We start from the raw sequence: 13642 nt of genomic DNA, 5'->3' as shown, positions 1-13642 counted from the left end.
GACGACGTCTGGGCGGGGAATGTTGCAAGGGACAAAGTCAATTCGGGAAAATTAGGAAAAAAGACGGAGGCCGTCCGCGGAAACGGCAGGAGCGCGGGGAAGCTTCTTAGGGAAAAGGTCAGGGAATCGTCAGGCAAAAAGGCTGGGTCATTACTGTCGAATAGGCAGAAGGCAGCTTGCACCATTTTGGCTTTTATACAGTGAGCAGCTTTTCGTTTCGCGAATAGCGAATGCCCGGCAAACTTGCATGTTTAATCATCGAAAAGCTGCTGTTGAAAAGCGTCCTTTTCGAAACGATTCCGTTCGTTTCGTACATATTTTGCCTCATTATGCATTGGCTTTTGTATGCACCAAAATGCTATAATTCTTTATTGGTTACTTATAAAGAAAATACTAGCTGAGGTGATACATGATGACGGAATCGAAAGTGGCGACTCCGGACTTAAAATCCGCCAAGTCACCGAAAACAACGGCGGACTTTGCGAAATACTTTCAGCCCCCGTCCTTGAAAGATGCGAAAAAGCGGGGAAAAGAAGAAATCCAGGTGCTTTACGATTTCGCGATCCCGGAAGACATGCAAGGAATCGGAAAAGGAAAGCGTTATCACGTTCGCACATACGGCTGTCAGATGAACGAGCATGACTCCGAGACGATCTCCGGCATTTTGCAGCAGATGGGCTACACTTCCACAGACGATGTGGAAGCGGCGGATGTCATCTTGTTCAATACCTGTGCGATCCGCGAAAATGCGGAGGATAAAGTGTTTGGCGAGCTGGGACATATGAAACGGCTCAAGCATAACAACCCGAACCTGATCCTCGGCGTTTGCGGCTGTATGTCCCAGGAAGAGAAGGTCGTCAACAAAATCTTGAAAAGCTACCAGCAAGTCGATTTGATCTTTGGGACGCATAACATTCACCGCTTGCCGCAGCTGATGCGCGATGCCATGTTCAGCAAGGAAATGGTGATCGAGGTATGGTCCAAGGAAGGCGACATCGTCGAAAACATGCCGAAGCAGCGGGAAGGAAACACCAAGGCATGGGTCAACATCATGTACGGCTGTGACAAGTTCTGTACGTACTGCATCGTGCCGTATACGCGAGGAAAAGAGCGGAGCCGCCGTCCGGAAGACGTCATCGCGGAAGTCCGTGACCTCGCCCGCCAAGGCTTCAAGGAAATTATGCTGCTCGGCCAAAACGTCAACGCCTACGGAAAAGACTTTGAAGACATCGAGTATGGCTTCGGCGATCTTTTGGACGAGATTCGCAAAATCGACATTCCGCGCATTCGTTTCACGACGAGCCATCCCCGCGATTTTGACGATCACCTGATTGAAGTGTTGGCAAAAGGCGGAAACTTGGTGGAGCAAATTCATTTGCCAGTCCAATCCGGTTCGTCGGAGATTTTGAAGCGCATGGCTCGCAAATACACGCGGGAGCACTATTTGGAGCTTGTACGCAAAATCAAGGCTGCGATTCCGAATGTATCCCTTTCTTCAGATATTATTGTAGGTTTCCCGGGCGAGACCGACGAGCAGTTCGAAGAGACGATCTCGATGGTCGAAGAAGTCCGGTATGAATTTGCCTATACCTTCATCTATTCCCCGCGCGAGGGCACTCCGGCTGCTGTCATGGAAGACAACGTGCCGATGGAAGTGAAAAAAGCGCGCCTCTACCGTCTGAACGAAGTGCTGGCTCGGATCGGCCTGGAAGAGAACAAAAAGCTGCAGGATCAGGTTCTGGAAGTGCTGGTAGAAGGCGAGTCGAAAAACAACCCGAACGTATTGGCTGGCCGCACGCGCACGAACAAGCTCGTGCACTTCACGGCAGACAAGTCTTTGATTGGTCAATATGTGCATGTCAAAATTACAGATGCGAAAACGTGGACGCTTCATGGCGAACTCGTAACCAAAGTCGAGGTGTAGAAGATGGAACAAACAAACCTGTACACACAAAAAGAAATTTTGGACAAAGCGCGCGAACTGGCTGCCATGATCTCCCGCACGAATGAAGTCGATTTCTTCAAGCGTGCCGAGCTGCAAATCAAGCACAATGAACGCGTGCAGGACTTGATCGACAAGCTGAAGCAAAAACAAAAGCAGATGGTCATGTTCGAATCGATCAATAAAAAGGAACTGGTGGAAAAGGTAGAAGCCGAATACAACCAGCTGCAAGAAGAGCTGGATGCGATTCCGCTCGTCACCGAATTTAAGCAATCGCAGGTCGATGTGAACGATCTGTTGCAAATGGTGACGAATGTCATCACGAACACCGTTTCCGAGCGTATTATTTTGGATACAGGCGGAAATCCGCTGACAGGCGAAACTGGCGGCGGACCGGAAAAGAAACATAGTGGCGGTTGCTGCTCGTAAGGTAGCATCCAACGCGCAAAACGTTGCTACGCGTGAGTTCCCAAACGAGGCACCCAATTTCAGGTGGGTGTTTGCACCCTAGCCGAATGCCCTGCATACAAATGTACAGAAACGTTGTATGGAGGAGGTAACGAAATGTCGGGTACAGACAAAGATCTACAGTGCCGGGAACTCATCGCGAAAGCTGTCTGCGGTAAAGGCCATAAATTCTCTACTACCACCCACACCATCATACCGTCGCAAACTCCTTCGACGATCCTCGGATGCTGGATTATAAACACGAACTTCCAGGCAGAGAAAGTCGGAGACGCGGTTGAAGTATCTGGTACGTATGACGTCAACCTGTGGTTCTCGTTTGCCAATAACACGCAAACCGAAGTCAAGCGGGAAACTGTCAAGTTCTCCGTACTCGTTCCGCTTACGTTCTTCGACAAAAACTGCAGAGGCGATCTGGAAATTGTCGCTCGCGCCGTGGAACAGCCGAAGTGCGTAAAAGCCGAGTTGAGTGCTGGAGGTACCATCACAGTCAGGGTTGAAAGCGAATTTGCCGTTGAAATCATTGGAGAAACCAAAGTCTGCGTAGTGGTATGCAATAACTGCGATGACAAGGACTTCACGCTGATTGGCGACTATGAAGAAAACAGTGATGAATTCGACGACTTTGATTCAGCCAGCATGCTCGATGAGCTTGACTAAAGAGGAGAGATATCTCCTCTTTTTCTTTTTTTATCGGGAAAAAGCGGTATAGGCTAGGCTCTCACTCTTCTCTGGGCGCGATCATATGATAACGAAGAATACAGCATGGGAGAGTGGAAAGCATGGTACGCACGCGAGGAAGGGCATGGGAGGGACTGCAGGAGAGCGTTGTTTCGCAGCCAATGACGGCAAACGCCAAAGAGGCTGTCGCCTTTTTGCACCGTCCCGAGATCGGGCGCTGGCTGTTGAAAACGAGTGGTCTGCCTGTGGCTTCCGGGCGCACGACACCGCCTGGATGGCGGACCTACAAGCTTTGCCTGTACCAGGACCTGGTGCTCGATGTCGCGCGGAGCCTGGAACACCCGCAATGGCTGCTTTATCGCCTGGAAGAGCCGGACTTTGAGCCAGTTCCGTTTCCCTCTTCCGATCCGGAGGTGCAAGTCGTAAAAGCGCTGGCCGTGCGCAGCTTGTATGCGGTCGGTGCCGAAGCGGGGCAAGTGACCGTCATGGCAGCGTCTTCTCATCGGGCGAAGGTCGTTCGCGTGGAACCGGATTGGCCTGCGCAAAAGGCAGATGCTTACATGCAGCGTGCGCGAGAGTGGTGGCGGGAGCGGATGAGCAAGCAGCCGCAAGAGCTGAACAAAATGGGAGCGGACCCGGAGTTTTCCTTGCGCCGGGCGACAGGCGAGATGGCGCTCGCCTCTGATTTTTTGAAAATCAACGGGACGGTTGGGTGCGACACGACCCGCTACCGGGAAGATTTGGCTCTGCATCAGCATCCTGTAGCCGAATTGCGTCCGGCCCCAACGGAAGACCCTGACGAGCTGTTTCTGCATATTTACGAAGCGTTGCGGCTCGCAGGGAAAAAAATCCCGCACAAAGATGTGGAGTGGCTGGCGGGCGGGATGCCTTTTTCCGGTTATCCGATTGGCGGACACATTCACTTCGGCGGGATGACGCCTACGTTTTCTTTGCGGCGCAAGCTCGATGCGTACTTGGCGTTGCCGCTCGTGCTGATTGAAGATCCGGGTTGCATCGAGCGCAGGCATCGCTACGGCTTTTTGGGCGATGTGCGGGAAAAGTCGTACGGCTTCGAATACCGGACGCTGCCAAGCTGGCTGGTGCACCCGGTCGTCGCGCGTGGAGTTTTGCATCTGGCCAAACTGGTCATGATGAGCCATGCCGAGCTGAAAGCGACCCCGCATTTGCAGTTGCCGCTGGTCAAGGCTTACTATCGCGGCGACAAAGAAACGTTGGAGCCGTACGTCAAGCAAATCCGCGAAGAATTGCGAGAGTTGCCTGGCTACGCGCTTTCGCGAATACACTTGGAGCAATATTTTGACTTGTTGCTGCGAGGCGAGACATGGCTTTGCGATTTCGACCTGAGAAGTGCCTGGAATCTTCTGTGAATTTTTTGCCGCGAATCGAGCATCAACATCATGGGAGGAACATGGTATAATAGCGTCGAGATTGGAAGGCTAGGAGAAGAAAAAAATGGCGCAATATACCCCGATGATTCAGCAGTATCTGGCTATCAAAAAAGACTATCCGGATACTTTCTTATTTTTTCGCTTAGGCGACTTTTACGAACTGTTTTTTGACGATGCTATTCTCGCGTCCCGCGAGCTGGAAATTACGCTCACCGGACGCGAGGGTGGTGGCGATGAACGGATTCCGATGTGTGGCGTGCCGCATCATTCTGCGGATGGGTACATAGCGGAACTGTTGAAAAAAGGTCACAAGGTAGCGGTATGCGAACAGGTGGAAGACCCGAAAGAAGCCAAAGGGGTCGTTCGCCGCGAAGTGACCCGTGTCATTACGCCCGGCACGATGATGGAGGGCAAATGGCTTACCGACAAGGAAAACAACTACATGGCTGCCTTGGCAGCGCTGGACGGCCGCGTCGGAATTGCTGCATGCGACATGAGTACAGGAGAAATGTACGTCACATCCGTGCTCGGCCAGATGGAGGCGGCCCTGGATGAGGCTCTGCAATACCGTCCGAAAGAACTGGTGTTCTGCGGTGTCGAAGCTTTGCCCAAGACAGCTTTGCCGACGACGGTTGTAGAGAGTCACCAGCTGGATGCTTTTGCGGTGGACAACCAGTATCCCGAAACAGGGAAAGAGCTGGATGTCTCCATGCGCTCGGCCGTCAACGCGCTGCTCTACTACATCGGCACGACGCAGAAGCGCAGTCTCGCCCACATGCGGCTCTTGAAGCGCTACGACAGCAAGCAATATTTGCAAATGGACGGCTTTTCCCGAAGAAATCTGGAGCTGACCGAAACGATCCGCGACAAGACGAAAAAAGGTTCTCTCTTGTGGCTGTTGGACCGGACGCAAACCGCGATGGGCGGACGGCTTTTGCGCAGATGGATCGAGCGGCCGCTGCTCGGACGCGCGGAGCTGGATGCCAGACTGGAAGCGGTAGAGGCGCTGAAAGCCGATTTGTTGCTGCGCTCCGATTTGCGGACTTGCCTGGACAACGTGTACGATCTGGAGCGGCTGGCTGGGCGGATTTCCTATGGGAACGCCAATGCCCGCGACCTGATTCAGCTGCGATTGTCACTCACGGCAGTTCCTGAGCTGAAAGCGTACTTGGAGCAGACAAAAGCGCCCGTGTTGCAGGAGCTTTCCCGCGGCATGGATGAGTGCGCAGACCTCGTCAGCTTTTTGCAGTCGGCGCTCGTCGACGATCCGCCGATCTCCGTGCGGGAAGGCGGAATGATTCGCACAGGCTACGATGAATATTTGGACAAGCTGCACTCGGCGAGCCGCGACGGAAAAACGTGGATTGCCCAATTGGAGCAAAGCGAACGGGAAGCGACAGGGATTCGCTCGCTGAAAGTCGGATTCAACAAAGTGTTCGGCTATTACATCGAGGTATCCAAGTCCAACATTGCCAACGTGCCAGCGGGCCGTTACGAGCGCAAGCAAACGCTCGCCAACGCAGAGCGCTACATAACCCCCGAGTTGAAAGAGCGGGAAGCGCTCATTCTCGAAGCAGAGGAAAAAATGATTGAGCTGGAGTACCAGCTGTTTGCCGCCGTCCGCAGCGAAATCGCCAAGCACATTCCGAGATTGCAAAGCCTTGCCGAACGGATTGCCTCTGTAGACGTTCTCCAGGCTTTCGCTACGGTCAGTGACGAGCGCGGATTCGTGCGCCCGCAGCTTGTCGATGACGGGGAATACGTGATCGTGGACGGCCGCCATCCCGTTGTGGAAGCCGTATTGGAGCGGGAGAAATACGTGGCGAACGACGTGAGGATGAACCAGGACGAGCGTCAAGTGCTGCTGATCACGGGACCGAACATGGCTGGTAAAAGCACGTATATGCGCCAAATCGCCCTCATTACGGTCATGGCGCAAATCGGTTGTTTCGTCCCGGCAAAAGAAGCGAAGCTGTCGATTGTCGATCAGATTTTTACCCGGATCGGAGCGGCTGACGACCTCGTCGGCGGTCACAGTACGTTCATGGTCGAGATGCTGGAGACGAGACATGCCTTGCAAAAGGCGACAGCAAAAAGCTTGATCTTGCTCGATGAGATCGGTCGCGGGACTTCTACGTACGATGGCATGGCGCTGGCACAGGCGGTCATCGAGTACATTTGCCAGCGGATCGGTGCCAAGACGCTGTTTTCCACGCACTATCACGAGCTGACGGGCCTTGCGGAGACGATGAAAGGCGTCGTCAACGTGAACGCCCGCTGCGAGGAGCGAGACGGCAAGCTGTTGTTCCTGCACAAGATCGAAGAAGGCCGGGCAGATAAAAGCTACGGGATTCACGTGGCGGAGCTGGCGGAAATGCCTGGATGGGTCATCGAGCGGGCACGCAGCATTTTGGCAGGACTGGAAGCAACAAGTTCGGCTGCTTCCGACATGCAGATGTCGCTAGAGTCGCTCTGGTCCGCGCCAGTTGCCGCTGTGCGCGAGGAGCCTGTGTCGCTTTTGTCGTCGGAGGAAGAAGAGATTTTGCGCGATTTGCGTGAGATCGACCTGAATCAGACGACACCGATGGATGCGATGATGAAGCTGTTCGCGTGGAAACAACAGTTGAAGAAAAAATAAGCTTCGGGGGGAGGGGAGGATCGCATGGGAACGATTCGAGTGCTTGATGAGCAGCTCGCCAATATGATCGCGGCGGGTGAAGTGGTGGAACGTCCGGCATCTGTCGTCAAAGAGCTGGTCGAGAACGCGATTGACGCCAAAGCCACTTCGATTGAGATTCATGTGGAGGAAGGCGGTCTGGAGCTGATCCGCATTGTCGACAACGGACACGGCATGGATCGGGACGATTGCTTGCTGGCATTGGAACGCCATGCGACGAGCAAGATCAGCACCCAGCGCGACTTGTTCCGGATTCGCACACTCGGCTTTCGCGGCGAAGCTTTGCCGAGTATTGCCGCTGTGTCTCGGATGGAGCTGACGAGCAACCGATCGAGCCGCGAGATCGGTACGCGGCTGCTGGTCGAAGGCGGCGCAGTCAGCGAAGTGGCAGACGCGGCAGCAGTGCAAGGGACGGAAATATGTGTCCGCAGCCTGTTTTTCAATACACCTGCCCGGTTGAAATACATGAAGTCGATTGCCACAGAAGTTGGGCATATCTCGGATTACGTCAATCGGCTCGCTTTGACTCACCCGTCGATTTCCTTTCTTTTGACGCACAACGGGAAAAATTTGCTGCAAACGACGGGGGACGGCAAGCTGCTGCACGTCATGGCGGCGATTTACGGTGTACAGATTGCCAAGCTTCTCATTCCGATTTCGGGGGAAACGCTCGATTTCCGCTGGAACGGATTTTTGTCCAAGACGGAGGTAACGCGAGCAAACCGCTCCTACCTTTCTACACTGGTCAACGGTCGCTACGTTCGCAGCTATTCGCTCAACAATGCGATCATGCGCGGCTATCACACGCTTTTGCCGATCGGCCGCTTCCCGATCGTCGCGCTGCAAATCGAGATGGACCCGACGCTTGTCGATGTCAATGTCCATCCTGCCAAGCTGGAGGCGCGGTTCAGCAAAGAGGACGAGCTGTGTACGGCAATCGAGCAATCCGTCAAAACGACGCTCCGGCAAGGTTTGGGCATCGTTCGTCCGATGGAGACACCGCAAAAGGCGAAAATCACCACGCAAGTCGTCCAGCCGCAGTTTGACTTGACGTTTGCCAAGCCAGCCGCGGAGACGCAGACGCGTTCACTTGTGGAAGCCAGCCCGCGCCTGCAAGAGTGGATGGCGCGGCAGGAGCAAAGCCAGCCGTTGCCGTTGCAAAAAGAAGCGGCAAGCGAGCTTTTGCCGGTTGCCCAAAGCAGGAAGGTTCAGGAAGCTTCCGAAGCTTATCCGCGTGCAGAGCAAGAGCAAGGGCTGGCGAGTTCTGCTCCAGAAGCAGAGAAAACGGGACGAGAGTGGTCACAACAAGAGCAGGCCGCCGCTTCAGGGAGCGTGTTCGAAAAGGTCGCGCCCGTATCCGTTGCCACCGCTCCTTCTGCTTTCCTTGAAGGAACGAGTGATTCTGCTAGTCCTTCTGCTTCGCTTGAAGGGACGACTGGTTCTGCCGCCCCACTTGAAGGCATGGCTGCTCCACTTGCTCAACCTGATGCAGAGCAAGCGAGCGAGCCAGAGCAGAACGCCGCACCTGTAGCGGAGGAGCGCGTGCAGTCGGCTGTTCCGGTCATGTATCCGGTCGGACAGGTGCATGGAACGTACATCGTCGCCCAAAACGATGAAGGGATGTACTTGATCGACCAGCACGCCGCCCAGGAGCGCATCTTCTACGAGTATTTCATGGCCAAGCTGGCAGAAGAAGGTGTGGCCAGCCAGATGATGCTGTTTCCGCACACGGTCGAGTTCACGACCGCGGAGGCGGCCAGACTGGAAAAACGGCTGTCGCTTCTGCAATCGTTCGGCTTGGAAGTAGAAGCTTTTGGCGGGCGCACGTTCATCGTCAGGGCGCACCCGCATTGGTTCCCGGAAGGAGCCGAGCTGGAAGTTATCGAAGAGCTGATTCAGTTCGTACTGGAGGCGGGAGAGCAAGGGCAGGCCCATCCTGTGCAAATGCGGGAAAAGGCTGCGATCATGATGTCGTGCAAAGCATCGATCAAAGCCAATCGCTTTTTGACCCACGCCGAAATGGAGAGCCTGCTGAATCAGCTGCGCGAGACGAGCAGCCCGTTTACGTGTCCGCACGGCAGGCCGATTGTAATTCACTTTACTGGCTATGATTTGGAGAAAATGTTCAAGCGCGTCATGTAGTGCGAACACGCATTTTGCTAATACCGCCCCTCGGATGAACGCCGATGAACGACGACCGATTCGGCGGGGCGTCGGCTGTCCTGGCGGATGGAGATGTAGTCGTGATTGGCGGCGGAATGGTGGCGACAGGCGAGCGGTACGATGTGAAAAACGATGAATGGTCGAGTCTTGCCCAGATGGACGAGGTTCGCTATGGGTCCGGGCGCAGCGATTTTGCCAGACGGCAGAGTCCTTGTGGTTGGCGGAGATCCTGCCGGCAATCCGGATAAGATATGGAAAACAACCACCATTTACGACCCGGACTCGGACTCGTGGGAGCCTGGCGAGCCGATGAGCATCGAGCGCTTCAAACCGTTTGCCGTTGCGCTTGCGGATGGCAGAGTATTGGTAGCAGGCGGCTGGGGCACAGTATCTGCCCTGGTGTACGATCCGGAAAAGGACTCGTGGGCAGAAACAGCGTCATTGCCGAAAAAAATCTTCGAGGCGATGGGAGCGCTTTTGCCGGATGGACGGGTGCTGCTTGCAGGAGGTCAAACATCGAAAAGCGAAAAAGCCACCTTGTTCTACCAGCCACAGTTGCAAATCCGGCTGCTGTTCAGCGAAGCTGCCCGTTTGCAGGTCGACCGACAGGACGTTTTGCAAAATCTCTCCTACTCGATTGATGGGGGAGCTTACCAGGCTTTTGGCGAAGAGGATCGTGTTGTCGTATCGGAGGAGCACCTCGACATTACGCTGGATATTGTGCCGAAAGGATCGAACATCCGAATCAAACTCACAGCAGGCATTTTCGCCGATGAAGCCGGAAACGAAAACGAAGAAGCGATTACGGGAAGTCTCGTGTACAACTAAAATCACCAGCTCGCCAATCGTTGAAAAGGCGATCGCCACCAAACAGGCCCAATCCGCTATGGGCCTGTTTGGCTTACGTACATTCATTCTTTGTAAAAAAATTCACAAGCTCGCAACGGACGAAGGAAAACATGATATGATAAGAAAAGAGAGGGAGTTTGGCTCAGATTCTATTTGACCGCCAAATTAATCCTGCTTACAATAAAAGAGTTTCCGTCCTGAAGAGGCGTAGACGTACGGAAAGGAAACAGATACGTGATTGTGACGACGGGACTTGAGCCTGCCGAGGAAACCTTGCGACACGCTGTACATTTGGCTGAGACATTCGGCGTACAGACAGTCAGACGAGGCGACCTTTCTCTCAGTCAGCTGCGAAAACGGCATGGCGACGACGAGGTACTGGTTGTTTCAGCGCAAGGAGCGCGCCTGGAGGTACCGGGGAAAAAGCCTTTCTTTTTTCACCCGAACACTTCCGCTTTTCGTATAAAGCGGCTGTTGCGCGGCGATACTGATACTATGCTTGTTGCTTGCCAAATTCAGCCAGGTGATGAAGTGTTGGATGCTACGCTTGGATTGGGTGCTGACGCGATTGTGTTTTCCCATGCGACAGGAGCTAACGGGAAAGTAGTCGGTATCGAATCGGAACGGGTGCTGGCCATCATGGTCGAAGACGGGCTCAAGCACTGGACATCTGACTCGGAACAGCTGGAGACAGCCATGCGTCGCATTGAAGTGCGGTGCGGGAACCATTTGGAAGTCATGCAGGGATTGCCAAGCCGCTCTTTCGATGTCGTTTATTTCGATCCGATGTTTGAAATGACGGTGGAAAGCTCGGCAGGCATCGCTGGGGTACGGGAGTTTGCCAACCCGCAGCCATTGACAGAAGAAGCGATTGCAGAAGCACTTCGCGTAGCAAGAAGACGCGTGGTGATGAAGGAAGGGAAAACAGGCAAAATCCACGAGCGCTTTGGTTTCACGCCATTTCGCTCTCGCGGCCAGCAGGTCGTGTACAGTTACAAAGAGACAGGTGGAGGGGAGTGACTTTGCAAGAGAGAGAAAAGCTAGTCGTCATTGTTGGACCGACAGCCGTCGGCAAGACCCAACTCAGTCTGGAATTGGCCCAGCAGTTCAACGGCGAGATTATTTCCGGGGATTCCATGCAAGTGTATCGCGGCATGGACATCGGGACGGCGAAGGCGGAGCCAGCCGAATTGGCACTGGTGCCGCATCATCTCATCGATATCAAAAATCCGGACGAAGAATATTCTGTCGCGATGTTTCAGGAAAGCGCTACCCAACTGATCAGCTCGATCAATGGGCGAGGCGGCCTTCCGTTTATCGTAGGCGGTACGGGTCTCTACATAGAATCGGTTACCCATCGTTTTCAATTTTCACAAGCCACGCAAGATCCAGAGCTGCGGGAAAGGTTGCAGCGTTTGGCGGATACAGAAGGCGTGGATGCGCTGCACGCGAGATTGGCCGACGTCGATCCTGTAACGGCTGAGCGTTTGCATCCGAACGATGTAAAGCGGGTGATTCGCGCTTTGGAGATTTATGAGAGTACGGGCTACAAAATGTCCGACTTTCAGCTTCGAGCACAGCACTCCCCATACGAACTGGTGATGATCGGACTCACGATGGATCGCGCCATTTTGTATGAGCGGATCAATCGTCGCGTCGAGCTGATGATCGAAGCGGGGCTGATCGAGGAAGTGCGCGGACTTCTGGACAAAGGCTACGACGCCTCGCTGGTGTCGATGCAAGGCTTGGGCTACAAAGAATTGATTCCTTATCTGTACGGTGAAATTACGTTGGAAAAGGCGATCAATGACATCAAGCAGCGGACGCGCCATTTTGCCAAACGACAGCTGTCGTGGTTCCGCCGTATGCCGGAAATCCAGTGGTTTGACATGACCGATCCGGCTTGTCAAGCGAACTCAGTGGAAACTATCAAGCAGATATTGGCAGGAAAGTTTCAACAATTGCCGAATATATAACATACAAGTCCTTTTAGGGGGTAGTGTACATGAAACAGACGATCAACATTCAAGATACGTTCTTGAATCATTTGCGGAAAGAAAACATCGCGGTTACCATTTACCTTGTGAACGGATTTCAATTGCGCGGGTATATTAAAGCGTTCGATAATTTCACGATTGTGATTGATAGCGAAGGCAAGCAACAATTAGTATACAAGCATGCGATCTCCACTTTCACTCCGCAACGCCCAGTTTCACTGATGTCTCAAGACAACAACCAGCAATAAGTCGTGAAATGCTCTGCCCACCAGCCAGGACCCTAGAGGTTCTGGTTTTTTCTTTTTGCCAAGCTTTTCTTTGCAAAAGCGCAACACAAACAAAGGCTCCCCGCTTATACGCGGAAAGCCTTTGTCAGCTGAGTTTTCAGGCAAGTTACAAATACCGGGCAATCATTCGAACCAGCTTTGCAGGAAACTCGTGTAAATTTGTCATATCCAAAAAGCGTTCCTTTCCGTAAATTTCACTAATGACCTCCTTGTCTTGGCCGATGGCCGCTGCAAGGAAGGCGACTCCTTTTCGTTCGTACTCCTGGATCGTTTGCTGCATATCGGCAACCGCATGACTTCCGGTATAGTCGTCCAGCGCTTTCGGTTGTCCGTCGCTGATGCTGATCAACAATTTGGTCTGTTGCGGGCAGACGACTAGCCGTTCCGCCATAATGCGCAGTGCCATCCCGTCGCGATTGTTGCTTCTGGCTTGAATCCGCATCAACCGGAAGCGGTCAGTGGCGTCCGTTTTGTCCAGGTCGACATAGGCGAAGACGGACATTTGCTCCAAGCGGGACACATCCGCCGTATCCCCGTAGATCAACACAGGAATGTGGCAAAGCTGACAAAATTCATAGACGGCGATGACCGCCCGTTTGGCCGCCTCCAATCTCCCGAAGGCTGACATCGACGCGGATTCGTCCACCCGCAGGCCCACGACAAGCGACGGCGATTCCGTTGGCGGGCGTTTCTTGGCAAAATATTTGTAGTCTTTGTAGGCAACGCTGTCCGCTTGAAATTTGCTGCCGTAGTAACGATTCCGCGCAAAGTCGGAAGTGACCTCATGCTCCAAGTAGGGAAGTGTCTTTCTGGCAAGCTGTTGTACGATGGGCATGAGTCCTTTGCTCAGGCGGACGTACTCCTGCTGGTTTTCCTGATCGTAGTCAGGGCGGTGCACGATGAGCTTCACTTTTCGATGAATCGAATCGGAAATGACCTCTCGTGCGGCCTGATTCAGCTTTTTGCGGAAATCGCGCTCCTGTTGCTTCGCTTCCTCTGAGGCAGACTCGGGGTTTGCCTGATGATAGCGAGGGGTGCCGTCTTCCCCCGGAGTGGAGCGCTCGATTTGAGCAGGATCGTCGGAGACTTGCGAAGAGTTGTTGTCACTGTCAGCCGATTTTTTCAAGGCGATTCCTGTTTGCTCCCATGGCTGGTCTGTGTCAAAAGCAGCG

Annotated in this window: 12 protein-coding genes; 11 read left to right on the top strand and 1 reads right to left on the bottom strand. The window is 53.6% G+C overall.

The features are described from left to right. The first annotated feature begins 412 nt into the window (after positions 1 to 412). From miaB to hfq, 11 genes are all read left to right on the top strand, one after another. The gene (gene miaB / locus NST23_RS15835) at positions 413 to 1924 is read left to right on the top strand and encodes a tRNA (N6-isopentenyl adenosine(37)-C2)-methylthiotransferase MiaB (RefSeq protein WP_122965271.1); all 1512 of its coding nucleotides are present in this window, start codon (positions 413 to 415) and stop codon (positions 1922 to 1924) included. 3 nt (positions 1925 to 1927) lie between these two features. After that, complete coding sequence (locus NST23_RS15830) at positions 1928 to 2371, top strand: RicAFT regulatory complex protein RicA family protein (protein WP_063227542.1); 444 nt, start codon at positions 1928 to 1930, stop codon at positions 2369 to 2371. 135 nt (positions 2372 to 2506) lie between these two features. After that, positions 2507 to 3067, top strand: coding sequence for an outer spore coat protein CotE (gene cotE / locus NST23_RS15825; RefSeq protein ID WP_063227541.1), 561 nt, complete (start codon positions 2507 to 2509; stop codon positions 3065 to 3067). A 122-nt stretch (positions 3068 to 3189) separates the two neighbouring features. Continuing rightward, positions 3190 to 4476 (top strand): putative amidoligase domain-containing protein, encoded by a 1287-nt coding sequence (locus tag NST23_RS15820; protein ID WP_340964080.1) that lies wholly within the window; start codon positions 3190 to 3192, stop codon positions 4474 to 4476. A gap of 85 nt (positions 4477 to 4561) precedes the next feature. Next, a complete protein-coding gene (gene mutS, locus NST23_RS15815) occupies positions 4562 to 7135 on the top strand; it encodes a DNA mismatch repair protein MutS (protein ID WP_122965273.1) in 2574 nt (857 codons plus the stop codon). A gap of 24 nt (positions 7136 to 7159) precedes the next feature. After that, complete coding sequence (gene mutL, locus NST23_RS15810) at positions 7160 to 9316, top strand: DNA mismatch repair endonuclease MutL (RefSeq protein ID WP_340964076.1); 2157 nt, start codon at positions 7160 to 7162, stop codon at positions 9314 to 9316. A 44-nt stretch (positions 9317 to 9360) separates the two neighbouring features. Further along, positions 9361 to 9585 (top strand): kelch repeat-containing protein, encoded by a 225-nt coding sequence (locus NST23_RS15805; RefSeq protein ID WP_340964073.1) that lies wholly within the window; start codon positions 9361 to 9363, stop codon positions 9583 to 9585. Further along, on the top strand, positions 9509 to 10165 hold the full coding sequence (locus NST23_RS15800) for a Kelch repeat-containing protein (RefSeq protein WP_340964070.1): 657 nt from the start codon (positions 9509 to 9511) through the stop codon (positions 10163 to 10165). Before NST23_RS15805 ends, NST23_RS15800 begins: the two co-directional genes overlap by 77 nt. Positions 10166 to 10420: 255 nt before the next feature. Next, on the top strand, positions 10421 to 11206 hold the full coding sequence (locus NST23_RS15795) for a class I SAM-dependent methyltransferase (protein WP_173596513.1): 786 nt from the start codon (positions 10421 to 10423) through the stop codon (positions 11204 to 11206). Beyond that, on the top strand, positions 11203 to 12162 hold the full coding sequence (miaA, locus tag NST23_RS15790; RefSeq protein ID WP_173596514.1) for a tRNA (adenosine(37)-N6)-dimethylallyltransferase MiaA: 960 nt from the start codon (positions 11203 to 11205) through the stop codon (positions 12160 to 12162). The genes NST23_RS15795 and miaA overlap by 4 nt, the downstream gene beginning before the upstream one ends. 29 nt (positions 12163 to 12191) lie before the next feature. After that, the gene (gene hfq, locus NST23_RS15785) at positions 12192 to 12431 is read left to right on the top strand and encodes an RNA chaperone Hfq (protein ID WP_063227534.1); all 240 of its coding nucleotides are present in this window, start codon (positions 12192 to 12194) and stop codon (positions 12429 to 12431) included. A 145-nt stretch (positions 12432 to 12576) separates the two neighbouring features. Here hfq and NST23_RS15780 read toward each other — a convergent pair whose 3' ends face one another. Next, positions 12577 to 13596, bottom strand: coding sequence for a vWA domain-containing protein (locus NST23_RS15780; protein ID WP_122965278.1), 1020 nt, complete (start codon positions 13594 to 13596; stop codon positions 12577 to 12579). Positions 13597 to 13642: the final 46 nt, after the last annotated feature.

The organism is Brevibacillus sp. FSL K6-0770, from assembly GCF_038000275.1.
GTDB classification, from domain to species: domain Bacteria; phylum Bacillota; class Bacilli; order Brevibacillales; family Brevibacillaceae; genus Brevibacillus; species Brevibacillus parabrevis.
Note: the sequence above shows the minus strand (reverse complement) of the source record. Positions and strands in the feature narration are given on the sequence as shown.

Bases quoted from the DNA above. Each gene is read 5' to 3' on its own strand.
- miaB (WP_122965271.1), top strand. From the start codon at position 413: ATGACGGAATCGAAAGTGGCGACTCCGGACTTAAAATCCGCCAAGTCA.
- NST23_RS15830 (WP_063227542.1), top strand. From the start codon at position 1,928: ATGGAACAAACAAACCTGTACACACAAAAAGAAATTTTGGACAAAGCG.
- cotE (WP_063227541.1), top strand. From the start codon at position 2,507: ATGTCGGGTACAGACAAAGATCTACAGTGCCGGGAACTCATCGCGAAA.
- NST23_RS15820 (WP_340964080.1), top strand. From the start codon at position 3,190: ATGGTACGCACGCGAGGAAGGGCATGGGAGGGACTGCAGGAGAGCGTT.
- mutS (WP_122965273.1), top strand. From the start codon at position 4,562: ATGGCGCAATATACCCCGATGATTCAGCAGTATCTGGCTATCAAAAAA.
- mutL (WP_340964076.1), top strand. From the start codon at position 7,160: ATGGGAACGATTCGAGTGCTTGATGAGCAGCTCGCCAATATGATCGCG.
- NST23_RS15805 (WP_340964073.1), top strand. From the start codon at position 9,361: ATGAACGACGACCGATTCGGCGGGGCGTCGGCTGTCCTGGCGGATGGA.
- NST23_RS15800 (WP_340964070.1), top strand. From the start codon at position 9,509: ATGGGTCCGGGCGCAGCGATTTTGCCAGACGGCAGAGTCCTTGTGGTT.
- hfq (WP_063227534.1), top strand. From the start codon at position 12,192: ATGAAACAGACGATCAACATTCAAGATACGTTCTTGAATCATTTGCGG.